Below are 25,778 nucleotides of genomic sequence, written 5' to 3'. Positions count from 1 at the left end.
TCACAAAAAACCCATGCAGTTTTGAGCGGGGCTTCCCGTCACGCTGGTGTGACCTCTGCGATGTTCGCTGGAAGGACGTGTCATGCCGGCTCGAGCTCAAACCACCCATCATCCCCGTGCACGCGGTGAATTGGCCGGCAGCGCGCTGTCGCGCCAGATGTCCCGCGCCGGGTTGATGGCCGGCACGAGCCTGGCGACATTGTTGCTCGCTGCGCATCCTGCGAATGCGAGGCCGTTTGGTGGCGCATGGACGGTCGCGGCGCCACAATACGCGGCCGATGCGGCGAGCACTGGGGCCCAGCAGGCAGCAGACGCGGCTGCGAGGAGCTCGGGAGCGCTGACCAGGGCGGCCCAGGCGATCCAGGCCATGCAAGCGGCGCAGGCGGCCGCGCGCAATGCCGCACAGGCGGCCGGCACGTCGCGGACGCTGCCGCAGTTGGCGGTGCCCGATGGTCTTGCGCCGGGTGGGCTGCAGGTTGCGCCCGGATCCGGCCTCTGGTCCGGTGCCAACCTTCCGACCCAAGCCAATGTGAACGGGCGCACCAGTGTCGGGATCACCCAGACCGCGCCGCAGGCAATCCTCAACTGGCAGAGCTTCAATGTCGGCGCCCAGACCGATGTCGTGTTCAACCAGCAGGGCAACAGCAGCTGGGTCGCGCTCAATCGCGTGACCGGCAATGTCGGGCCGAGCCAGATCCTTGGCAACATCAGGGCCGACGGCCAGGTGCTGCTGATCAACCAGAGCGGTATCATTTTCGGTGGTGCAAGCCAGGTCAATGTCGGGTCGCTGGTGGCCTCGACGCTCAATATCACCGATCAACAGTTCAAGACCGGCCTGCTCAATCGCTCGCCGTTTGACAATGCCGGCAATCTGAAGGCGCCGATCTTCGGCAACAGCAGCGGCCCAACCGGCAACGTCATCGTCGAGGCTGGTGCCGTGATCGTCACGGCGCCGCCCGCATCCGTCACCACGGGAGGCGGCAACGTATTCCTGCTCGGCGCCAATGTGCAGAACAGCGGCAGCATCGTGACGCCGGGTGGACAGGCCGCGCTCGCCGCCGGCACGTCGGTTTATGTCACGACGAGCGGCAGCACGAGCCAGCAGGGCCTGGTGTTGAACGTGCTCAATGGCGGCACGGTCAGCAACACCGGCCTGATCGCGGCGCCGACCGGAAACGTCACGCTGGTCGGTATGAACTTGCAGCAATCCGGTGTGCTGGTGGCGACCACCTCGGTCAATCAGGCCGGTTCGATCCTGTTGTCCGCGCAGCAGGGATTGCAGGGGGAGTTTGGCTACGACAGCTCCTCGCATTATGCGGTGTCGACGCAGACCGGTACGGTGCAGCTCGCGCGCGGCAGCGTCACCGCCGTGCTCCCCGAGGAGGATGGTCTCACTGCGAAGGACACGCAGCCGCAGGCGCAGTCGCAGATTTTGGTCGAAGGCGGCTTCGTCAACGTGCAGGCGGGAGCTGCGATCATCGCGCCGTCCGGGCGCGTGGCGCTCGAGGCATCGAGCTACGGAGACCAGCTCTATCTGCAAGACAATCCCGCTGCCAAGATCAACACGAACTCCAACCGCGATGGTGCGCGTGTTCTCGTCGACGCAGGGTCCCTGATCGACGTTTCAGGGTTGCAGGGCGTGCCGGTCGCGGCGTCGGGCGATGTGGTGCAGGTCAACGTGCGCGCCAACGAGCTGCGCGACTCGCCATTGCAACGCGGCGGCATCCTCTCCAGCAAGAACGTGTGGGTGAACGTCCACGAACTCAACCCGGTGGCTTCGGACCGGGTCTACACCGCGGGCGGCCTGCTGGAGGTGTCGGGCTGGCTCGGTCAGGTCGACCGGCCGATCGACCAGCGCCTGACCATGGGCGGCACGGTGGTCGTCTATTCCACTGGCGATGTCGTCCTGCGACCTGGTGCGTCGATCAATATTTCCGGCGGCTCGCTCGCGCACCAGGCCGGCTACGTGCCGGTCACCTGGCTGATCGGCTCGGATGGCAGAATCTACAGCGCCAACCAGGCCCCTGCCGATCTGACCTACATCTCGATCGGGGGCGGCTTTACGGTCAATCATGCCCACTGGGGTGTCACCGAGTATTATGCCAATCCATTTTTCTCCGATCAGCGATACCAGCCGGCCTATCTCGAAGGACGCGCCGCCGGCGCCCTGAGCGTGATTGCGAACGCTGCCGAGGTCGACGCCTCGGTTGTCGCGGCGACGGTCAACGGCCCGTATCAGCGGACCGCCAACACGCTTCCGGCCGGCGCGGCGTTCACCATCGGGGCATCCGATGCGAGCGTTGCCCCCTCCAGCGTGGTCGTCGCGCCGTCGGTGACGCCGCCGGATCTTCCGAGCGTGACGTCGCTGTTGCCGGCGTCCTGGCAGCAGACGGTTTATCTGCCGGCTGATCTGCTCGACAAGGCGAACTATGGCAGCATCACCATCAATGCGCGGGGCGGCGTGGCCGATCCGGTCAGCAAAGCCGTATCTCCGGCGATCAGCATCGTGGGCGGCGCCACGCTTCAGGTTGCCCCCGGCGGCTCGATCGCGCTGAATTCGTCTATCGCCCTGATCGGCGGGGGAATTTCGATCGACGGCCAACTGGTGGCGCGGGCCGGCTCGGTCACCGTCAACGCTGCGCAGAACGGATCGACGATCTGGACCGGCGACGTCGAACTGCACTCCGGCGGAGTGATCGATACGCGCGGCTTGTGGGTCAACGATTTCCTCAGCGGCAGCACCGCCACGCCTACGCTCTATGACGGCGGCAACGTCAGCCTGGCCGCCTATGGCAGCGTTCGGATCGATGCCGGGGCGATGATCGATGCGTCGAGCGGTGGCTGGATGCAGGGCAACGGCCGGATCAAGACCAGCAACGGCCTGCCGGTCGGAACCGGTGGCAACATCACGGTGATCAGCAACGGCTTCGGCGCGACGCTGCACAACTCGGCGACGATCGCGCAGAGCTATCCGGGGCGGGTCTATCTCGACGGCACGGTACGGTCCTATGGCTTCACCCGTGGCGGGGCGCTCAGCATCGCCACGCCTGCGATCCAGATCGGCGGAGATGCCATCCTTACGCTCCGCACGGTCAGCTCTATCAATGCCGAGGGGACCAGCAACCTCACGCCGGTCGATCCCGCGAGTGTGCTGCGGCTGTCGCCGGGCTTCTTCGCCGGCGGCGGCTTCAGCCAGTACGCGCTCTACAGCTATCAGAACCTGACGGTCGCTGCCGGCACCGATCTCGAGCTGCATGGGGTCAATCTGATTCCGAATCTGCAGGCCGTATCGGCGCCGAGCGGCAGCGATGTCGCTGATGTCGCGACGGCGAGGGCGCTGCCCTCGTATCAGCCGTCGGCGCCGGTGAACCTGGTCCTGAGCGCGATCGACGCCTTCAACGGCAATCTCAATGTTCAGCGGGGTGCCGCGATCAACGCCGATCCGCAGGCGACGATATCTCTGCACGCGCGCCGTCAACTCACGGTCGACGGCACGATCAACGCACCCGCCGGCACCATCAATCTCGATCTGACCGGCGTGCCCGGTCCCTGGGTTCCGATTGGATCAGCGGCTGGTACGCCGCCCTATAATGGGCCGTTCTATGCTGCGACGCAGACGCTCTGGATCGGAGCGGACGCCCGGTTGCTGGCGCCTGGGCTCGTGACCTCGACACTCGACCCGTTGGGGCGCCCGGTGAACACGGTGCTCGGCGGCGGACAGGTCAACATCAATCAGGACGCTCAGCCGTCGCTCTACTATCCCTATTCGGCCACCCAGCCTTATGGCGAGCAACCGCTCGGTGTCGTCGTGGCGCAAGCCGGGGCGATCATTGACGTGTCGGGGGCGTCGGGGACGATACGCCAGGCCGCGGGTCGATCCGGAACGACCCAGTCACCTATTGCGACCGCAGGCGGCAGCGTCGCGATCCGGGCATCGCTCGGTCTGCTGTTCGACGCCACCATGAAGGCGCAGGCGGGAGGGGCCGGGGTGGCGGGCGGCAGCCTGACGATCGATCAGACGATCGGGAGCTATGTCGCCGACAGCTCCGGGGTCTCGCAATACTTGCAGCCGATCTTCCAGACCATCGTGAGCCAGGCGCCGCCGCTGATGTCGGCGGGTCTGTCGCCGGGGCAGGCGATCCCGGGCAACCTGCTCGGGCAGCTCTACATTGGCGCCGACCAGATCTCCGGCGGCGGCTTCGCGTCGGTGTCGCTCGGCGCAGTCGATGCGTTGGTATTCAACGGCAGCGTCAATCTCGCCGCGACGCGCAGCCTGACCATCAACGCCACCAACATCAGCGCGACGCCGGACGCGAGCGTCCGGCTCAGCGCGCCCTATGTCGACATCGGCGGTGGACAGCGCAACATCAACGAATATTCCAGCTTCGTGCCACTGGGCAGCTATGGCGCAACGCCCTTGGCCGGCACCGCGCGTCTCGAGGTCGATGCCGGCCTGATCGACGTCGAGGGCGGGCTGCGCAGCGGCGCGAATTACAGCTATGTCACGAACTACCTCAATTTCTACACGCCGGTTCAGCGGGCGGTGTCGCTGCCCGGCTTCGCCAGCATGTCGTTCAACAGCCTGGGCGACATCCGCCTGGTGCCAACCTCCAAGAATGCGCCCCTTTACGGCAGCAAGACGACCACGCTGGCGACTGCCGGTGACGTGACGTTCACCGGGACGGAAATCTATCCGGTCAGCACCGGGCCGATCAACAACGGATCCTCGAGCGTATCCAGTGGTCAGTTCGTGATTCAGGCGACCGGACCGAACAGCGTGGTCAGCTTCATCGGCAACGGCCAGACGCCTTACATACCGCTGTCGGTGGGTGGATCGGTGCAGATCGTCGCGCCGACCATCAACCAGGGCGGCGTCCTGCTGGCGCCGCTCGGGCAGATCACCTTCGGAGACCCGAAGAATCCCTCCGGCACGCGCGCGATCAACCTGCTCCCGGGCAGCATCACCTCGGTGTCGGCGGGCGGCACGCTGATCCCGTATGGCGCACCGCTTGGCAACACCGACTGGATCTACGGCTACGACAACAGCGGCACGGCGAACACGATGAGCGCGCCGCCGGCCAAGACGATCTCATTTTATGGCCGGGCGCTGACGGTCGCGGGAGCGTCCGGTGGGGTGGGCTCCGCGCGCATCGACGAATCCGGCGGCGGCGACATGTACGGCGCGCAGTTCGTCAGCGGTGCTGGCGGCTCGGTCGATACGCTTGATGGCACCCAGACATTCGCGATCCTGCCGAGCCTCGGTAACCGCTATGCGCCGCGCGATCCGCAAATGCAGCTCAGCGATCCGACGCAGAGTGCGGCGGCGCCGGTTGCTTTGCAGGTCGGTCAGCAGGTCTATCTGAGTGGGGCTCCCGGGCTGCCGGCCGGCACCTACACCTTGCTGCCGGGGCACTACGCGTTGTTGCCCGGCGCCTTCAAGGTCACCGTCGCGGTGAATCAGACCTCCGCTACCGGGTTGTCGAATTTCGCGCAGCGTGACGGCTCTTACCGCATACTTGGCTACGGCGAGGTCGCCAATACGGGCTTCCACGATCCGCTTCCCTCGGTCTACATCGTCACGCCGGGCTCGGTCGTCCGACAGCAGTCGCAATATGCCGAAACCACGGCGAGCCAGTTCTATGCGTCCAAGGCGGCCGCAAGCGGCATCGCGGCTCCCTATCTGCCGATCGACGCGGGGCAACTCGTCATCAGTGCGACCAACAGCCTGTCGCTGCCGGCCACCGGCGGGTTCGGTGACTTCACGGCTCCGGCAGGCGGCCGGGGCGGGCAGGTCGATATCGTCGCGTCCAATCTCGAGATCCTCGCGCCGGGGAGCACCGCAGCGCCGGGCATGACCGGACTGCTGGCGAATGCGCTCGACAGCATTGGCGCCCAGAGCATTCTGATCGGCGGTACGCGCAGCCTGTACGGCAACGTGCTGACCATCACGCCGGCGGCGCAGCAGCTCCAGATCGACAGTGGAGCGGTGCTGACCGCGCCCGAAATCATGCTGACGGCGAGCACCGCGATCACGGTCGGCGCCGGTGCGCTGATCGACACGACGTCGTTCGGCGCGATCTCCACCTTGTTCCCAAACGATCCAAAGACCGGCAAGACCCTGGGATCGATTGCACTGGCGCGTGTCAGCGGAGGCGGGGCAGGCGCGTTCGTGCTGGCGTCCAACGCTCCGGTGTTGCCGGTCACGTTGCCGGCAGGGAGTGGAGCGAGCAAGCTGAGCATCGGTGCGGGTGCGCAAGTCCTCGGCGGCGGCGAGGTCGCGCTGAGCGCATCGAACACCATCAGCATGGATCCGTCCGCCCGCCTTGCGGCGCCGACCGTCATGGTCAGCGTGCCGGTGATCAATTTCGGCACCGGTGGCGCGTCAGGCTTCAACCTAAGCGCCAGCCTGCTCGCTCAGTTGTCCGAAGGTGACCCTCTGCGCAATCTGCCAGCGACCGGCAATTTGGTGCTGTCGGCGTCCACGGCGATCAACGTCTATGGCTCAGTCGATCTCGGTGATCTGGATCCGGTGACCGGTCAGCCACTGCTCGCCGCGCTGACGTTGAGCGCGTCGGCGATCAACGGCTTCGGTGCAGCCACCGACAGCGTCAAGCTCCGCGCCAACACGATCACGCTGAACGGCGGCGCAACCAGCGCCGCGGCGACAGGAACCGGGCAGGGCGCGTTCGAGATCGATGCGACGCAATTGACGCTTGGCGGCGGTGGCAGCCTTGCCTTCGGCGGTTTCAACACCGTGACGCTGGCGGCGTCCCGGCAGGTGATCGACGGCGTCTCCTATGCGGGCCCGCTCGCTGCGGGCGCGATGCAAAAGATCGGCACGGTCTCCTATGCTCCAGGCGAGGTGATGCCTGGCACCTTCAGCGTCAACGGAGGTTTGACGATCGCGACGCCGTTGGTGACGGCACAGGCGGGCGCGCTGACGCAGCTTGTCGCCAATGCCGGCACGGTCACCTTTGCCGCGCTGCCCGGCGGTACCGGCCAGCCGGTCGCCACCTCGAACGGCGCGACGCTCTCGGTCTCGGCGCAGAGCATTGTCCAGGGCACCACCATCAACCTGCCTTCCGGCGTGATCGCTTTCACCGCGCAGAACGGCATCACGCTGCAGGCCGGCTCGGTCACCAACGTCGCGGGGGCGGTGACGCCGTTCTTCGATGTGGTGCGGATTGCTCCGGCCGGCAGCGTCACACTGCAGACCGCAAACGGCGATGTCGCGGTCGCCTCCGGCGCGGTGGTCGATCTGCGTGGCGGCCGGCTCGGCTCGGTGACGATGCCTATGCTCGATGTCGTGGATTCCGACCAGGGCGGCAACGCCGGGACACTCACCGTCATCGCGCCGAACGGAACCGCCCATCTCGACGGACAGTTGCTGGCCAGCGCCGATCCGCGTTACATCGGCGGCAAGGCGATCGTCACAGTCAATTCGGGCAACGCGAGCGCGCTGCTCGGCAGCATCGCGGGTTTCTCCGGCGAGCAGGCGCTGACGCTGACGAACGGTGACATCAACGTCGGCAACATCACGGCCCGCGACGTCGAGCTGATCGCGAACGGCGGCAACATCACCGTCACCGGCCTGATCGATGCGAGCGGCGGTAGCAATGCGACCATCCGCCTGATCGCCGGCAACAATCTGGAGCTCGGCGCGCATGCGGTGCTCAATGCCGGCACCACCGCGGCCAGGGGCGGTACGGTGACGCTCGGCCTCGCCGGTAACAGCTCGGGCATGTTGACGTTCGATGTCGACGCCGGCTCCGGCAGCACGCCGACGATCAACGTTGCCGGTGCCGATCCGAATATCGCGCAGAACGGTGGACAGCTCTGGCTGCGCGTGCCGCGGACGGTCAACGCCGACGGCACCACCGGTGTGCGCATCAGCAACAGCGGGGTCCATGTTGTCGGCGCGCGCGAGATCGATGTCGAGGCGGTCAAGGTCTACGACGTTACCGGCTCGCCCTATGTCGACGCCAGCCTGGCGATGGCAGATAGTGATGCGCGGGCCTATATCGCCGCAGCAAATATCAAGGCCGGGATCGGGTCGCTGACCGGCACCTCCGTTACCGCGTTCCACCTGATGCCCGGCATCGAGCTGGACAGTGGCGGCAACCTGCGACTGCTGCAAAATGCGTCCAGGACCAACTCGGGAATCGATCTGCATACCTACCGCTACAATGGCGAGCCGATGGTGCTGACGCTGCGCGCGGCCGGAAGCCTGCTGATCAATGGCAGCCTCAGCGACGGCTTTGCGGCGCCGGTCGGTTCGCCGGACGGCAACATCTTCGCGATCGCGGCGCCGTTGCCGGCGGGCTCGGGCTCCGCCACGTTCCGATTGGTGGCCGGCGCGGATCTCGCGGCGGCGGATCCGCTGGCCGTCGTGCCGACTGTGCTGCGCCCCGTCGCCACGATCGCCAATCCGGAGCCGGGCTCCATCATCTTTGCCGCCTCTTATCTGACCGACGCCAATGTCACCGTGCAGATTCCGAGCGTCGTGCGCACCGGAGCACGCGACCTCGACCTTGCTGCGGCGGGAAACATCGACATCCAGACCGCGTTCGGCATCTATACCGCAGGTGAGCAGGCGTCGCCGGATTTCGCTGTGCCGTCGCGCGCGCTGATCAAGTCGGCGTTCACGTACAAGTACGATACCTATCTCGGGTATGGCTATGACGCGCACCGTCATAAGGTGTCGTACGATTTGTCCTATCCGGTCCAGGCGTTCCATCCGAGTTATCAGACCGGCGGCGGCAATCTCACGGTCAAGGTGCATGGCAGCCTGATCGGCGCCGACACCAGCAGCAGCAAGAACTATGCAGCCTCCGCGCTCGATACCTACTGGCTGTGGACCGAGCCGTTCGCGGCCAGTCCAACCTGGTTCATCAATTTCGGGACTTACTATCAACCCTATCTCAAGGGTGGATACGATTCATTCCCGTCGGTGGCGGCGTTCAGGGGACTCGGTGCGCTGGGCGGAGGTAACGTCGGTGTCGCTGTCGACGGCGACCTCAGAAATGTCGACATCAGCGTGCCGACGACAGGCGGATTGACCGCAGCCGGCGCAGTGGCGGTGTATGGTGGTGGCAATCTCTCGCTGGCGGTGGGAGGCGGCATCAACTACGCCAATCTGCTGGTCGGGCGTGGCACGGCGGACATCCAGGCTGGCGAGATCGGGATGGCGCCACTGGCGGCCAGTTCCCTGTCGACCGCGCGGGTGGATCTGCTGATCGGCGACGCCCAGTTTAATGTGGTGTCTCGGCGCGGAATCAACGCGATCATCGGCGATCCGACGCGAGTAACGCAGCAGCCCGATCCATTGGGCCTTACCAGCTATCGCATCCCGGCCGGTCTGGAAGGCAATGGGCCGCCCTCATATCAGTACAACGTGCAGCGGCCCTACGGCTTCTTCACCAGCATGACGGCCAACAGCGCGTTGAGCGAACTCACGGAAGGTGGCGACATCATCGTGAATGGCGATTTCGTGCCGCCGATCTTCGAGCTGACGGCGGCCGGCGGGTCGATCCGGGCCGGCACCGTTGCGCAAAGCACCTTCGGCTACAATTATCTCGCGGCACTGGCCGCACCGACGGCCCGCCTCGATCTGTTGGCCCAGCAGGACATCGTCGGTTTTGGCGTCAGCATGACGGCGGCAGATCTGTCGGCCCAGGTCAATGGCGCCTCGGCGCCGTCAGGCAGTGACTATGCGAGTACATTCACCAACCCGTCGCCTTACGACACGTTCGGTGGCTCCCAGTCGCTGCCGTCGAACCTGGTGCAGTTCAACGATCCGCATACCGTCCATGCCTATGCGGTCCAGGGGAGCTTGACGAGGCTCGCGCTAGCGACGTCGGAGCGCGCGCAGGTGCGCGCCGGTCTCGATATCGTCCAGCCGATTATCAATATCGAGAATGCCGGCCCCGGTGACGCCTCGCTGGTGCAGGCCGGGCGCGACATCGTCAGCTGCCAGCCCTGCAGTCTGGCCTACCCGGATTTCTTCAACATTCGCGTCGAGGGTCCCGGCGCGCTGTCCGTCCTTGCAGGACGCAACATTTTCGCTCAGTTGGGTCAGTATAAGACGCAGGGCCTTGGCATCACGTCGGTCGGCAACGCGGACAATCCGCTGCTGCCGCCGACCGGCGCCTCGATCGGCGTCGCAGTCGGCACCGGCGCCAACGGCCCCGACAACGCGGACTTCATCAGCCTCTATCTCGATCCGCGCAACATGGATGCGACGACGCAAGGCTATCTCGCGCAGCTCACCAGCTACATGAGCCGGAACGAGGGCGTCACCCTCGGTCGCGACCAGGCGTTGGCCGATTTCCGCGCACTTGCGCCGGCCGCACAATTGCCGTTCATCGAGCAGGTGTATTTCGCCGAGCTCAAGGCGGGCGGCGAGGCAGCGGCAAACGGGAAAGGTGCCGGCGGCAAGGGTTACGATCGCGCCTACCGCGCGATCCAGACCCTGTTTCCGGGCAGCGTGATCGGCGGTACCACCACGGCCTATGCCGGCAACCTGTCGCTGTTCCAACTCGCGCGCATCCGCACCGAGCAGGGTGGCAGCATCAACATTCTGGCGCCCGGCGGCGGCGTGTCGCTCGGCATCGAGAACCAGACGCCCAACCTGACCGGGCAGACCGACACCGCGCGCCCCGGCCTGCTGACGCTCGAAGGCGGCGACGTCAACATCTTCACCGACCGGAGCGTGGTGGTGGCGCAGTCGCGCGTCTTCACCGAGCTCGGTGGCGACATCCTGATGTTCTCGACCAATGGCGACCTCAACGCCGGCAAGGGCAAGCAGACCTCGATCGTGACATCGCCGCCGCTGGTCGTCTACGACCAGTATGGCCGCGCCGCCAAGACGCCGAACACGCCGCAAACCGGTGCCGGCATCGCGACCCTGATCGGCGTTCCCGGTGTTCCCCCCGGCAACGTCGACCTGTTCGCGCCGCATGGCACGATCGATGCCGGCGAAGCGGGCATTCGCGTGTCGGGCAATCTCACCCTCGAAGCGCTTCGGGTGCTCAACGTCGCCAACATCCAGGTGCAGGGCACTTCGGTCGGTGTGCCGGTGGTGCAGGGGCCGCCGGTGGGCGCGTTGACTGCGGCGAACAACACCGCGGGTGCGGCCCAACAGCCAACGGCGGCGGCACCGGCCGCCAGCACTGGCCAGCCCTCGGTCATCATTGTCGAGGTGCTCGGCTATGGCGGCGGCGACGGCACGTCGGATCCGGGCGACGATGACGAGCGTCGCCGCCGCAACAAAGAGCGGCAGAGCTACGATCCGGACAGCATGTTTCGCGTGGTCGGGAGCGGCGACCTGACGGCGGAGCAGGCGCGCCAGCTGACGGATGAGGAAAGGCAGCGCCTGACGTCACGATAGTCGCACTGGATTCTTTGGTGGGCCCGGCAGGACTCGAACCTGCAACCAGACCGTTATGAGCGGCCGGAAAAGGGATGCGGCCGTTGATTTTTCGGCATTTTTTGTGATGTTTGGCCGCGTTTATCGCTCTTGGAGGGATCGTTTCTGGTGCGAAACTGGTGCGGCTGGCTTAGCCTGCGATCCCGACCGCTGAACGGCTTGGCTCGTGGGTTCGACTTCCACTCTCTCCGCCATTTCTACGCCACAGCTCTCCCCAGTATCCGATTGTTCGAATCTACCGCGAAATCACCGAAGAACTCCGCAATGTTGCGCTAATTCCTCGCGAAAGCCGTAGTTTTTTCGCCGCGGGTTCGGAGGAGGGTGCTTCCGCTACTACGCTCCCTCCTCTCTAACCCATTGTTCGAATTGAGCAGCAAAAACAAGGAGTGCGCGATAAAGGCCGTTGCGGCTAATTTGCGATGGTACCCCTAGTCGCCGCCCAAACCGTAGGTTTTGGCTGTGTGTTCGGAGGATGGATTTTTTGCGACTGGGACCAGCGGTCACACTGCTCTCGCTGCGTGTGACCATCGACGCGCGGCGTCGGCATGTTGCCGATCCGGAGGAGGTTCGAGCTGCTCACCCTATCCCCTTCCCACCCCCAGCTTTGTAGGAGGCTCTTAAATTGTCAGGGCATAGGCGGCTACGATACCTCAACCTCGGCGGCCCCTTCCGATCAAGGGAGCTAGGATCTTCAGGCTGCGATGGACCTTGATGCTTACTTTCGCTTCGATCCGCAGGCAATCGTGATTCGCCGCCGGACGTTCGCCATTGTCGATTGAGGTTTCGATCGCCTGCGCGCCTCTGCTGCGAAGGAAGCTAATCAACCTGTAGCGAGCAATCGCTTGCAGCCATGGCGTGAACAGCGCTCTGCAATCGTAGGTCTGACGCTTCTGATGAATCGCCAGCAACGTCTCTTGGACAAGATCCTCCACTTGGTCCGTGCTGTGTCCAAGTCTGATCAGCTCGCGCTCGTAGTAGCTGCGCAGCCGTGGTGCGAGGTTCGCAAGAAGCGCATGGTAGGCGATCGCGTCACCACACCGGCTTGCCAGCATCTGCGCCTTCAGTTCGGGTTCGTCAGCCGTCATTCACAATCAAGCGAGTCGCTGTTGGCTTTCGCCGGTCGCATACCTCGAACCAATCCGGCAGGTGGAATTGCGCGGCGTGCCGCGCTGCGCAAGTTCACGATCATGATCGATCGAGCGAGCGGGAGGGACATCGAGGTCATTGTTCTTCTGCCGGAGTTCAAGTTGCCCGGCACAACAGAGCCGTGACCGGATTGCGCTTGGTTACCGCATTAGATGATGCCGCCACAATTTAACTTTTCCACGAATGCTCGATAGTTTCTAAAATGCACGTCGTCGCTAGGCAGGTCGCCGTTTGAAGGCGTGCCCCGAGATCGGCGAATACGCCAATGGTCACGGGTGCAGTGCGACTTACTCTCCCGCGGTGACTTCATCGTTCCCCGCACGAAGGCCGCCCAACATGGCGCGGCCGACCAGTTCGCCCCGAGGACTTGGATGTGTTCTTGACCAAGCTGCTCGACGGGGCGAAGCAGGTCGCATCGGACTACGCCGGCTGGATCAACATGCCCGATGGCGCCAAGCGCGCTGCGGCTCGATCGAGGTCCTCAACTAGTCCTCGGCGGTAAGCTCAAGCGTAAATGGTAGCTCGCCTTCGAGCGCGGTTGAACGCAGGGGCGGCGCCATCCCCCATCCGGCCCGCGGCTGACGCGGTGCCCCCGTTTTGACCACGCCTGCGGCCTTGACCTCCATCATTATGCTTAGCGCGGTCGACGTCTTCATCTTCTCGTTCGGTACGTTTTACATCTATCGCCTCTTGCGCGCCGGACCCGCGAGGCGTGCTGTGCAACCACGTCACGGTGTCTTCCCCAAACGCCCGATGTCCCTGGTCGCACGTGAGTTCACCGAACCGCAGCCACACTAGCGAGGAATGTTGAGATGGTTTTATTTTGGTCGCGCTCCTAGCGGACAGCATCGTTCGGGAAGCCGTAAAGTGTTTCAACAAATGCAACATACGTTTCAACGACGGAGAGGCGCCCGGACGAGGATCGCGAAACGAACTTGGGAAACCGCACGACCCCTTCAAACCTGATGCGCCGCCGAATTGGTTAAATGTTCCTCTGGGAAATTCCGCTCAGGATCTTCGGGCCGCCGTCCTTGAGTTCGTCGAGCGCCATCAACATGACAAGCTCTTCCCTCATGTGCGGCGTGGAAACCGGGGCCTCGCCGCGGTCAGGTCAGAATTCCAGTGGCATGACTGTGCACAATGCCCTGCGATCAGACCGTCATGAGCGGCGGGATAGCGGCTGGCTTCATCTCTTTGTTTGAATTTGATCGCGTTCGTTGCGCCTCGACCCGGTCGTTTCTAGTGCGAAACTGGTGCAGTGACGCCTGCTCATGAAGATGAGCCGGAGCGACCTCCGCAAGGTAACGTTCACCGAACCTACGAACGTTGCGGTCGAGGGTATTCCCAGATCGGAGTTCCAGTTGCGCAAAAGCACGCTCGCTATCGTGCGTCTCTTGCGAGGATGCCTCATCGTGCGGATGGGCAATGTCGGCCGACTTCTTGAAAGATGCCTGCGCCGGCGGCGCCTAGGCTGATCTCCTGAGCGACTTACGACCGCACCCGGCTCGTCGACAAGGATCAGATCATGACAAATGCTTTGAATGTGAAGCCGGCGCTTGGAGCTGCAATCCACGCGATCGCGCCAAGGTGGGGCTGGTTCGTTGCCCTTGGCGTCGGTGAGTTGATCCTTGGCGGCGTCGCATCGACAAATCTGCTGGCGGCGAGTCTGGCGTCGGTGCTGGTGATCGGCGCAGCCATCGCAGTCGCCGGGCTGATCCAGATCTTTCACGCTTTCTCGGCGCGCGGACCGGGCGGCGTTCTGCTCTGGCTGCTTGCCGGAGTCGTCTATGCAACTGCCGGCGCAATCATCCTCTACGACCCGATCTTCGCGTCGTTGACGTCGTCTCTGACTGCGGGCGTTTTTATTACTATCTCCGGTATCATGAGGGTTTGGGCCGGTTTCCATGCGCGGCCCGCGGCGGGCTGGGCTGGCTCGTCGCCGCCGGAGCGCTCACCGTCTGCGTCGGCGCCGTGGTCGTTGCGGCATGGCCGGCCATTGGCCTCTTGCTCCTTGGCGTGATGCTGGTGGTAGACCTGATCTTCCAGGGCTGGGGCCTGATCCTGTTTGGCCTGGCACTGAGGGCGCGTGCGTCCCGCCGTTCAAACCAGCCTGCAACGGTGTGAGCCATGATAACGGGTTCGACATGCACGCCGCATGACGAGATCGCCTGGCGCGGGAACCATAGCCTGCACACGTCGCGGCTCGTTGCCGAAGAGACGGCCATTGCGCTGAGCTACGATGGATCAACGCATGCCGTGATGATGGCGACGCCGTCTGATCTAGAGGAGTTCGGCATCGGATTCACCCTCACCGAGGGCATCGTCGAGCACGTGAGCGAAATCGAAACCATCGAGGTGCGGGCTCCGCTTCAGAGTCTCAATCAGCAGACGCGATCCCTGCACGCGGCGGCGTTCTGGCATGCGGCGGCCGGATTCGCATTGGTCAGAGAGGATGTCGGCCGGCACAATGCGCTCGACAAACTCGCCGGGGCGGTTTCCGCCGATGGGCACTCGGCACCAGGCGGAGCTGTGCTGCTGACCAGCCGTGTCTCCGTCGAGAAGGTGCAGAAGACGGCGGTGATCGGCGTACCGTTCGTGATTGCCATGTCGCCCCCGACGACGCTGGCTATCGGGACGGCGGAAGGGGCGGGGATAACGCTGCTCGCGATGATGGATACGGCATATTCACGCACCCGCATCGCGTCGTTCTGGCCAGACGATCGCCGCGGCAAGCCGCTTGTCGATCGATGATTGCATGAGATAGCCATGGAAGCTCTCTCTCCGCACTCGGCTGCAAGGAAGCAGGTTGCAGCCTGCGTGCCGGAACAGTCGCTGCTGGTCGCGTGTCTGCTGAGTATGTCAGGCGGCTTCATCGACGCCTTCACGTGGCTCTCGCTCGGTGGCGTCTTTGCGAATTCGCAGACCGGAAATGTCGTCTTCCTCGGAGTGTATGCTGCGAGCGGACAGTGGTTCCAGGCGCTTCATCACGTTCCTCCGATCCTTGCCTTTGTCGCGGGCGCATGGGTGGCGACAACGGTCCGAGCGCCGCTGCTGTGTCTCGCGGGCGAGATCGTATCTCTGACCGTGGTCATGCTGTTGCTGCACCGGCTTGCCGAGCCGGTTGCAGTGATCGGAGTCGCCTTCGGGGTTGCGCTGCAGACAGCTAGCTTCAGGCTGGTCGAACGCTGGAAATACCTCTCGGTCACGGTGACCGGAAACACGCTCCGGGCCATCGATCTCCTAGTAACGGATCCCCGTCGCGAGGCTGTGCGCGGCGCGAAAGTCATACTCACGATCTGCCTGATGTTCCTGCTGGGCGCCGCGGCCGGAGCATTGGCAACGAAGCGGCTGGGCGCCGGCGGCCTGATTGTTCCGATCGCATTATTGACTTTCGCTCTCGCACTATGTGGTCGCCGCCACCGCTGGCAGGCCTGATGTCTTTCGAGACCATGCTTGTTGGCAAGCTGGCATTCGTTTGCGGTAGATGGTTGCGGTCTGTCCAAATAGCCGTGGGCTTACGCTGCGATCTTGGTACCGGCGCAGCTCTTGTTTGGGCAACCGGGATCTTCGGTTGCAACTGTACTCGGATCAGACGATTGTGATGGGATGGCGGCGCGGCCTCAGAGGCGCCAGGTCGCAAGCCGCCAAAAGAGAGGCGCTGGATTCGGGGCCTTTCTTGTCGTTCAGGTCTTTGGCATCACGCCGGGACTGGTGTCAGGCCATTGAGCAATCAGCTTCGCACCCAGATTGAGATGCTGGGCGACCAACTCCGGCGGAGTGTGCGTCAGCCAGTTGGACAGTGAAACCTCTTCGTAGCGCGGCGCACGGAATACGCCGACGAACTCCAGGTCGGTATCGCCGACGTTCTCGACATAGTGCCCGAGATTGCGCGGAACATAGCCGATGTCGCCTGCGGAAAAATCCGTCGTCATGGCATTCGGGCCCGTGTTGAATACCGTCATCCGCCCCTTCCCTTTAATGTAGTATTGCCACTCATCAGCGTTTGGGTGCCAGTGCATCTCGCGGATACCGCCGGGCCGCACCGTTACGAGCGCTGCCGCGACCGTCGTGGCAACCTTGAAGTTGCTGCTGTCGGCCACGCGGATAGTTCCACCGGCGTTTTCCTTGACCGGAGCCGAACTGCTAAGCGGGAAGATAAATGGATAGGGCGGCGCCTCGGCATGTTTTGCGATCGCTTCGCGATCAGCGGCGAGGGCGCCGGGCACCTTGCCTTGGAAGATCCAGAGATTGTGCAGCGGAATGTTCGCGAAGGTATCGGCCGAGACGCCGAAGTTCTTTGCCAGAACTTCCGGCGGCGTATGTATGAACCAATCCGTGACAAGCAGCGTATTGAATTCGTTGGCATGGCCGTCGTCGAAGCAGATCACGAACTCGCAGCCGTCGGGCCCGAGTCCCTGCAGCGAATGCGGCGCGCCCGCCGGGAAATACCAGAGGTCGCCGGCCTTGACGTCGCCGACATAAGGCCGACCCTCAGCATCGAGAACAGTGACGCGGCAATTGCCATACGTCATGATCGCCCATTCGGCGGCCTGGTGCCAATGCAGCTCGCGAATGCCGCCCGCGGAAAGCCGCATATTGACGCCGGATATTTCTTTCGAGATCGCAAAATCATTGACAGTGACCTGACGAGCCCAGCCGCCGTTCTGTATGCGCCTTGGTGCATTATTGAACGAAGCCCAATCCATCGGCAGACCACCTACGTCAGTTGCTGGCGGCGATTGCATGGAAGGAAATTGCTTCGCGAGCTCCGGGCTTTGCGGTCCGGGATCGGACAGACTTCCTGGGCTTTTGGCGTTAATGGCTCCCTGAGCCGGCTCGTCCGGGTTGCCAACCGTGGCTGCTTGCGCCCCGGCGCTGACCGCGGCCGCGCCCGCCGCCGAAAGAGCCAGCAAATCCCGTCGTGAGAACATGTTGGTTGCTCCTGAAATGTGGTTGAAACGAGCCGCACTCATCGCGGCAGGCTCCTTGAGCGAGCCTATAGGCGCCGTGCATTGCAGGCTTCCGCGAAGGGCGTCTCTTTTTTCGGAACGCACTGTCGAGGCGTGTTGGCCCGATCGGACTCCGTCGATGGTGGTCGCCGTGCTTGTGCGATCGCGAAAAGCGAAGTCCGATTTGAAAAGACGGTGCTCGCGCGATGATCCTAACTGACAGCAGGATCGTGGCACCAAAAGAGATCTCAAATGACCAGCAAATCGGTTCGTCCCTATCGCGAGCCTGCCGGCGGATGGGGGGCGCTCAAGGCGCTCAGCGACGCTCTGCTGGTACAACGGGTCCCGGTGAAAGGTGCAGCGACACTGAGACGCATGAACCAGCCGCAGGGCTTTGATTGCCCCGGCTGTGCCTGGCCCGATCCCAAGCACACCTCGTCATTCGAGTTCTGTGAAAACGGCGGCAAGGCGGTCGCCTGGGAGGTGACAGCCAAGCGCTGCACGCCAGAGTTCTTCGCAGAGCATACCGTCACGGAACTCGCGGGCTGGAGCGACTACGACCTCGAGATGGTCGGACGGCTCACTCATCCGATGGCCTATGACGCCGCCTCCGATCGCTACCTTCCGGTGGGCTGGGACGAAGCCTTCCAAACCATCGGCAGCCACTTGAGGGCGCTGCCCGATCCGAACATGGCGGATTTCTACACGTCCGGGCGGACCTCGAACGAAGCGGCCTTCCTCTATCAGGTCTTCGTCCGCGAATACGGCACCAACAATTTCCCCGACTGTTCGAACATGTGCCACGAGGCGACCAGCGTCGGCCTGCCGAAATCGATCGGCGTCGGCAAGGGGACCGTGCTGCTGGAGGACTTCGACAAGGCGGACTGCATCTTCATCTTCGGCCAGAACCCAGGCACCAACAGCCCGCGAATGATGACGAGCCTGCGCAACGCGGCTCGCCGCGGCGCTTCGATCATCTCGTTCAATCCCTTCCGCGAGCGAGCCCTGGAGCGTTTCCAGGCGCCGCAGAGCCCCGTCGAGATGATCACGCTGTCGTCGACGACGATCAGCTCAAAGCTATTCCAGGTGCGGGTCGGCGGCGACGTCGCCGCACTCAAGGGGATCATGAAGATCCTGGTCGAGGCGGATGAGGCGGCACGCGCCGCGGAGCAGCCCGAGATCCTGGATTGGGATTTCATCCGCGGACACACCGTGGGCATCGAGGCGCTCGCCGATGACCTCAAGCGCACGCAATGGCCCGACATCGAGCGCCGGTCCGGGTTGACGCGCGAGGATCTGGAATATGCGGCCAAGGCCTACATGAAATCGGAGCGCGCGATCTTCGTCTACGGGATGGGGATCACGCAACACTTTCGCGGCGCCAACAACGTCCAGCAGATGGCGAATCTGGCGCTGCTGCGCGGAAGCATCGGGCGCGAAGGAGCGGGTTTGTGCCCGGTTCGCGGCCATTCCAACGTCCAGGGCGACCGGACGGTCGGCATTACCGAGGTGCCCAGCGCGGAACTGCTCGCGCGTCTGGAGCAGCGGTTCGGCTTCAAGCCACCGGCAGCGCCAGGGCACAACGTCGTAACGGCTCTCGAAGCGATGATCCGCGGCGAGGCCAAGGTCTTCTTCGCGATGGGAGGAAACTTTGCCGCCGCCATTCCCGATTGGCAGTCGACGCGGGCGGCGCTGTCCAATCTCGATCTGACCGTTCACGTCTCGACCAAGCTCAACCGCAGCCATTTGGTCCACGGTCGCAATGCCCTGATCCTGCCGTGCCTCGGACGCACCGAAATCGACATTCAGGCGGGCGGGCCGCAGTCGATCACCGTGGAAGACTCCATGTCCATGGTGCACGCCTCCGGCGGACGCAACAAGCCTGCGTCGGAACATCTGCGCAGCGAGGTGGCGATCATCGCCGGCATGGCGAAGGCGACGCTCGGCGATCGCACGGTGGTCGATTGGGACGGCTTTGCCGCCGACTATGACCTGATCCGCGAGGCGATCGAAGCCGTCTTTCCGATTTTTCAGGGCTACAACGCCCGTATCCGGATTCCCGGCGGCTTTCATCTCAACTCGACGGCGCGCGAGCGCATCTGGGCGACGCCGTCCGGAAAGGCGAACTTCCTGGTCTTCGAAGGCTGCGGCGAGGATCCCCCACAGAGCGACCCGGAGTTCCTGTGGCTCAGCACGATCCGAAGCCATGACCAGTACAATACGACGCTCTACTCGATGTCCGACCGCTATCGCGGCGTGTTCGGCCAGCGTGACGTGGTGTTCCTCAACGAATACGAGATGAAACGGCGGGGATTTGCCGAAGGCGACCGTGTGGATTTGATCACGGAATCGACCGACGGGGTCGAGCGGGTCGTGCGCAACTTCCGCGTGGTCGGCTATTCCTTCCCGACCGGCTGTTGCGCCGCGTACTACCCGGAGACCAACTCGCTGGTCCCGCTCTATGCCCGCGATCCCTTGAGCTTCACGCCGTCCTACAAGGGCATCCCGATCCGGCTCGTGCGATCCAGCGGTACCGATGAAGCCGCCGTGCTGCTCGATCACTGAAGAAGCCCGCCTGAGGCGAAGTCGGGGACCGTGCGCCGTCGCTATCGAGGATCGCAGCTTCGGACCCAGCTTCCGGCGGAGCAGCCGGAGGCAACGATCGGGTATGGTCGCGAGATTTCCGGCCCGCACAGCAAAACATCGAAAACAACCCCATGCAAAGCAGCTGATGGACGCCTGCGCGATGTCCGGCGAATCGACACGCCGGGCAAATCACCGGCACGATTCCACCATCGCAGCCGCTACGATCCGTAGGGCTTCGTCAACCCCAGCGAAGCAGAGGCGCGGTTCAGACCATCTCGAACCTTAAGCGCATGATCATTTAGGTGACCGCCGCCTCGGGCTTCGTCACGCCGAACCGCCTCTCGAATTCGGCGACGTTGACGATGCCCCGCCGATGGGTGCCGTCGCCGATCTTGCGGTCGCCGTCCCAGGCCTCGACCTCGAACAGGATACTCTTTGCCTCGACTCCGACGGCCCTTGCAATGGCTCGGACGGTGCGGCCGATCGGTGTTGCCGCGAGATGGCGGATGTTGACCATCATGCCGACGCTGACATAACCGACCGGCAGGAACGGCTGGATGGCCGACCCCGAGGCCATCTCCATGTGCAGGATCATCATCGGCGTGCCGTACACCGCGGGCATGCCCGGCACGACGTGGCCGACTGTCATCTCGGGCGTGACGACCACGACCTTTTCTGCGGTCATGCCGGTCGTCACCTTGTCGAATGGATTCATGATGCAATCCTCGTTTCTTCCGCGACGGGGGGCGGGGATGTTTCGGAGGCGCCCTGCGGCCGCCGGGTGAGCCACGCGCCGAGCTTGTCGAGGTAGAGATAGACCACCGGCGTGGTGTAGAGGGTCAGGATCTGCGACAGCATCAAGCCGCCCACGATGGTGTAGCCGAGCGGTTGGCGCAGCTCCGAGCCCGTGCCGGTGCCGACCATCAACGGCACGCCGCCGAGCAGCGCGGCCATCGTCGTCATGAGGATCGGCCGGAAGCGGAGCGTGCAGGCCTGATAGATCGCCTCCTGCGGGCTCAGGCCATGCTCGCGCTGCACCTCGAGGGCAAAGTCGACGAGCATGATGCCGTTCTTCTTGACGATGCCGATCAGCAGGATGATGCCGATGATGGCGATCACGCTGAGGTCCATGTGCACAGCGAGCAGCAGGAGCAACGCGCCGATGCCGGCGGAAGGCAAGGTCGACAGGATCGTGATCGGGTGGATCAGGCTCTCGTAGAGCACGCCGAGGATGATGTAGATCACGATCAGCGCCACGCCGATCAGCAGCGGGGTACCTGATAGCGAGGACTGGAAGGCCTGGGCGTTGCCCTGGAACGACGTGGCCAGCGAAGCGGGCTTTCCGGTGTCCCGCTCGATCTTCTGGATCGCCGAGACCGCGTCGCCCAGTGCGACACCCGGCTTCAGGTTGAACGAGACCGTGACGGATGGGAACATGCTCTGGTGATTGATGAGAATCGGGGCCGGCTTGATGACGGCATGCACGAGCGTGCTGAGGGGCACCTGCTGGTTGCTCGCGGAATTGACATAGATGCCCTTGAGCGCGTCGGGCCCGTACTGGAAGCTGGGATTGACCTCCATCACGACGTGATACTGGTTCAACGAGGTGAACATCGTGGAGACGATTCGCTGGCCGAAGGCGTCGTCCAGGGTGTTGTCGATCGTCGAGGGCAGGATGCCGTAGCTTGATGCAACCTCGCGGTTGACTGTCACGTCGAGCATCGGACCGGCATTCTCCTGGTCGCTGGCGACGTCGGTGATGACATCGAGCGCACGCAGCTTGTCCAGGAAGATCGCCGACCAGTGCGACAGCTCATTGGAATCCGCGTCGGTGAGCGTGTACTGATACTGGGTCTTCGACAGGCGCGCGCCGATGGTGATGTCCTGGGCCGCCTGCATGTACAGGTTGATGCCCTGGATGTGGGCGAGCTCCCGCGTCAGCCGGTTGATGATTTGATCCGCGCTCGCCTTGCGTCCCGGCTTGGGCTTCAGAACGATGAAGATGCGCCCCTGATTGAGCGTCGCGGTCGGACCGCCGGGCCCGATATAGCTTGCTACCGATTCGATGTCGGGATCCTTCTGCAGGATGCCCACGAGCGCCTGCTGACGCTCGGACATCGCGGGGAAGGAGATGTCCTGCGCGGCCTCGGTAATGCCGACGATCTGTCCGGTATCCTGCTGCGGGAAAAAGCCCTTCGGGATGACGACGTAGAGGTAGCCGGTCAGCGCGATGGTGGAGAGCATCACCAGCAACGTCGCGAAGCGGTGGCGCAGCACGACGTGCAGGCCGCGCGCGTAGAGCGCGAGCAGGGAATCGAAGCCCCTCTCGAACAACAGGTAGAGCCTGCCGTGCTTTCTGCGCGATTCATCCTTGAGCAGGCGCGCGCACATCATCGGCGTCAGGGTCAGCGATATGATCAACGACAGCAGTAGCGCTGCGGTGATCGTGATCGCAAATTCCTGGAACAGCTTTCCGACGTAGCCGCCCATCAGGAAGAGCGGGATGAACACGGCAATCAGCGAAAGCGTGATTGAAATGATCGTAAATCCGATCTCGCTGGAGCCCTTGAGCGCCGCCTGCATGGGCGTGAGCCCCGCTTCGAGATGCCGCACGATGTTCTCGATCACGACCACGGCGTCGTCGACCACGAAGCCGACGGCTATCGACAGCGCCATCAGCGACAGGTTGTCGAGGCTGTAGCCGAGCACGTAAAGCACAGCGAACGTGCCGATCAACGAGAGCGGCACGGTCACCGCCGGAATGATCGTGGCCCAGAAATTTCGCAGGAACAGGAAGATGACCATCACCACCAGCGCAACGGTCAACATCAGGGTGAACTGGACGTCCGAGACGGCGGCGCGAATGGTCGCGGTCCGGTCTGCGGCAATCGTGACCTTGATTGCGGGGGGCACCGACGCCTGCAGTGTTGGCAGCAACGTCCTGATGCGATCGACGGTTTCGATGACATTGGCGCCCGGAACCCGCTGGACCGCGAGAATGATGGCGGGCTGCTTGCCGTACCAGCCGGCCAGCAGATTGTTTTCGGGCCCCTCGATCGCCGTGCCGATATCGCGGATCCGCACCGGCGAGCCGTTGCGATAGGCGATGATGAGGTCGTCATACGCCGCCGGCTTCAACAACTGGTCGTTGGTGTTCAGCGTGTAGGTCACGCGCGGGCTGTTGAGCGTGCCCTTGGGCAGATCGACGTTGGCTCCGGCGATCACACTACGGACATCCTCGAGGCCAATGCCACGATCGGCAAGGGCCTGCGGGTTGACCTGGACACGAATGGCCGGCTTCTGCTGCCCGCCGATTCCAACCAGGCCCACGCCAGGCACCTGCGAGATCTTCGGCAGCAGGATATTCTCGGCGTAGGCATCGACGGTCGTCATCGGAAGCGTATCCGACGATAGCGCGATCAACATGATCGGCGTCTCGGCCGGATTCACCTTCCGGATGGTCGGCGGATAGGGAATATTCGGCGGCAAATAGGGGCTGGCGGCATTGATCGCCGACAGGACGTCGACGGCCGCGCTGTCGACAGTACGTGAGAGCTCGAACTGCACGGTCAGCTGAGCCACACCGAGCGCGCTCGATGAGGTCAGTTGCGTGACGCCCGGGATTTGGCTCAGTTGCTGTTCCAGGGGCGTGGCAACAGACGATGCGATGGTCTGCGGATCGGCGCCGGGCAACTGCGCCGAGATCTGAATGGTCGGGAAGTTGACGTTGGGCAACGCCCCGACCGGAAGCAGGGGATAGGCCGCAAGGCCGCACAGCAGCAGGCCGGCCATCAGCAGGGCGGTTGCGATCGGCCGTAAGATGAAGGGCGCGGAGAAATTCATGGCAGCGCGTCCTGCACAGAGCTTTGCAGGTCCGCTTCGCGCGCGGCCTTGCCGTGCAGCTCCTGAACCTGGCTGCCTTCCTTGAGCCGGTACTGTCCGTCGATCACGACGACATCGCCCGATTTCAGGCCCTGATCGATCAGCGCCTGCCCGTCGCTGATCTGCGCGACGTGGACTGGGCGGAGCTCCGCCGTCTGGTTCGGCTTCACCACGTAGACATAGGCGCCGTTCGGGCCCTGCTGCACGGCTGAGCCGGCGACGGTCAAGGCGTCCTTGCGGGTGTCGAGCAGCAGGCGGGCATTTATCAGTTGTCCCGGCCATAGCCGGTGATCGCGATTTGGAAAAGTAGCCTTGAGCTGAAGTGTGCCCGTCGTCTGGATGATCTCGTTGTTGATGAGAAGCAGCTCACCCTCGTCGAGCTTGATCTTGTCGTCCTGGCTGTAGGCGACGACCTTCAGCGGTCCCTTGGTCAACTGCTGCTGAATCTCCGGGAGATCCGCCTCCGGAAGGGTGAAGAGCAGCGAGATCGGCTCCACCTGGGTCACTACGACAAGGCCGTTCGGATCGGTCGGGTGAATGACGTTGCCGACGTCGATCTGCCTGACGCCGGTAACGCCGGGGATTGGCGACGTCAGGCGCGTGTAGCTGAGCTGAACTTTGGCTTCGTCGATCTGCGCCTGATCCGACTTGACGGCGGCCTGTAGCTGCGCGACCTGCGCCTTCTGCGTCTCGATCAATTGCGGAGTGGCATATCCCTTGTCGCCGAGCTGGGTGTAGCGGGAAAGATTTGCCTCCGCGTTCGTCAGCTGGGCCCGGTCGCGGTCGCGATTGGCTGTGAACTGCTCGATCTGGGCCTCGTATGGACGGGGATCTATCTGTGCAAGCAGATCGCCGGCCTTGACCGTCTGGCCCTCGGTGAAGGCGATCTGGACGATTTGTCCCTGGATCTGACTGCGCACGACGTCAGTGTTGTAGGCGATCACCGTGCCTATGCCGCGCAGGTAAATCGGGACATTCCTGCCAGTGACCGTGGCAGCGACCACTGGGATTGCGGCAGACGCCGGCAGGCTCGCTGCGGCCGGCCGGGCTCTCTTGCCGAAGTACCAGACGCTCCCGCCGCCAAGGGCAGTGGCGAGCACGACCAGCACGACAATGAAGCTGCGTTTCACGGTGGTGTTCCTCTCATGAATCTCAGGGATGGCCGAAACCGGTGATCGAAACCGCATTGGCTGGTGTGCTTGGGCCCGCAACGGGCGCGACTTGGCTGATTCCGGCATTGCCGATCTCGGTCGCTCCCAAGGGAACCCCGGCACGTCCGGCCGTCGACGACGAGGGCAGGGGAGACGAAGGAATGCTGCTGTCGGTGCACGACAGCGGCGCGCTTCCGGAAATCCCGCCACCGTCGAATGGAGCTTTCGATGACGGAGCAGCACTCGAGCCGGCGCAATTCCCGATGCCTGTACCTGGCGAGGGGATGATCGGACTTACGCCGGGCGTTGCGATTTCGGTCGCGCCGAGCGGAATGCCTGGCGCGCCGCTCGGCTCCATCATGAATGGCGATGTTGCTCGCGCGCCTGACGACGGCGGAGTTGAAGATGTCGTCTGGGCATTTGCTGCAACGGGCCTCCCGATCGCGCCGGTTGCGAGCCACATGCACAGGACGAAAGCGCCCCTGTGCCATTTGAGCCGTCTTCGCATGTGTGGTGCTCCGAACCAGGTTGCACGCCAATGATAAAGAGCAGAGTGAGCGCTGCATGATGCGCATGAGCCGGAGGCCTTCCTTGCGGATTGACGGGGTCACCGTCGTTGCCGGCGCATGATCCGCT

At 63.8% G+C, this 25,778-nt stretch carries 9 protein-coding genes and 2 pseudogenes; 6 read left to right on the top strand and 5 right to left on the bottom strand.

Annotation, left to right across the window (positions count from 1 at the left end):
* Positions 1–82: 82 nt before the first annotated feature.
* Entirely contained in the window at positions 83–11,389 is an 11,307-nt protein-coding gene (locus tag JQ507_25830) for a filamentous hemagglutinin family protein (protein QRI68320.1), read from the top strand.
* Between the two features lie 689 nt (positions 11,390–12,078).
* On the opposite strand, the gene JQ507_25825 is transcribed toward JQ507_25830, so the two are convergent.
* Positions 12,079–12,513 (bottom strand): RNA polymerase subunit sigma, encoded by a 435-nt coding sequence (locus JQ507_25825; protein QRI68319.1) that lies wholly within the window; start codon positions 12,511–12,513, stop codon positions 12,079–12,081.
* Positions 12,514–14,099: 1,586 nt separating this feature from the next.
* Here JQ507_25825 and JQ507_25820 point away from each other — a divergent pair.
* From JQ507_25820 to JQ507_25810, 3 genes and pseudogenes are all read left to right on the top strand, one after another.
* A pseudogene (locus tag JQ507_25820) lies at positions 14,100–14,698 on the top strand (DUF308 domain-containing protein).
* A 3-nt stretch (positions 14,699–14,701) separates the two neighbouring features.
* A pseudogene (locus JQ507_25815) lies at positions 14,702–15,333 on the top strand (formate dehydrogenase accessory sulfurtransferase FdhD).
* Between the two features lie 7 nt (positions 15,334–15,340).
* Complete coding sequence (locus JQ507_25810) at positions 15,341–16,009, top strand: DUF1275 domain-containing protein (protein ID QRI68318.1); 669 nt, start codon at positions 15,341–15,343, stop codon at positions 16,007–16,009.
* Between the two features lie 248 nt (positions 16,010–16,257).
* On the opposite strand, the gene JQ507_25805 is transcribed toward JQ507_25810, so the two are convergent.
* Positions 16,258–17,505, bottom strand: a complete 1,248-nt coding sequence (locus tag JQ507_25805) for an oxalate decarboxylase family bicupin (protein ID QRI73514.1) — start codon at positions 17,503–17,505, stop codon at positions 16,258–16,260.
* 270 nt (positions 17,506–17,775) lie between these two features.
* Between JQ507_25805 and JQ507_25800 the strand changes: the two genes are divergently transcribed.
* The gene (locus tag JQ507_25800; protein QRI68317.1) at positions 17,776–20,088 is read left to right on the top strand and encodes an FdhF/YdeP family oxidoreductase; all 2,313 of its coding nucleotides are present in this window, start codon (positions 17,776–17,778) and stop codon (positions 20,086–20,088) included.
* A 319-nt stretch (positions 20,089–20,407) separates the two neighbouring features.
* On the opposite strand, the gene JQ507_25795 is transcribed toward JQ507_25800, so the two are convergent.
* From JQ507_25795 to JQ507_25785, 3 genes are read right to left on the bottom strand one after another with little or no spacing between them, the layout of a single operon-like run.
* Positions 20,408–20,824 (bottom strand): thioesterase family protein, encoded by a 417-nt coding sequence (locus JQ507_25795; GenBank protein ID QRI68316.1) that lies wholly within the window; start codon positions 20,822–20,824, stop codon positions 20,408–20,410.
* On the bottom strand, positions 20,821–23,952 hold the full coding sequence (locus tag JQ507_25790) for an efflux RND transporter permease subunit (GenBank protein QRI68315.1): 3,132 nt from the start codon (positions 23,950–23,952) through the stop codon (positions 20,821–20,823). The genes JQ507_25795 and JQ507_25790 overlap by 4 nt, the downstream gene beginning before the upstream one ends.
* Positions 23,949–25,121 carry an efflux RND transporter periplasmic adaptor subunit gene (locus JQ507_25785; protein ID QRI68314.1) on the bottom strand — a complete coding sequence of 391 codons (1,173 nt, stop codon included), beginning with the start codon at positions 25,119–25,121 and terminating at the stop codon, positions 23,949–23,951. Before JQ507_25785 ends, JQ507_25790 begins: the two co-directional genes overlap by 4 nt.
* A gap of 41 nt (positions 25,122–25,162) precedes the next feature.
* Here JQ507_25785 and JQ507_25780 point away from each other — a divergent pair, with 41 nt between their 5' ends.
* A complete protein-coding gene (locus tag JQ507_25780) occupies positions 25,163–25,684 on the top strand; it encodes a hypothetical protein (protein QRI68313.1) in 522 nt (173 codons plus the stop codon).
* The last annotated feature ends 94 nt before the right edge of the window (positions 25,685–25,778 follow it).

Origin of the sequence: Bradyrhizobium sp. PSBB068, from assembly GCA_016839165.1 — a bacterium.
Classification (GTDB): Bacteria; Pseudomonadota; Alphaproteobacteria; order Rhizobiales; family Xanthobacteraceae; genus Bradyrhizobium.
The sequence above is the reverse complement of the archived record's forward strand: the minus strand, read 5'-3'. Positions and strand labels throughout refer to the sequence as shown.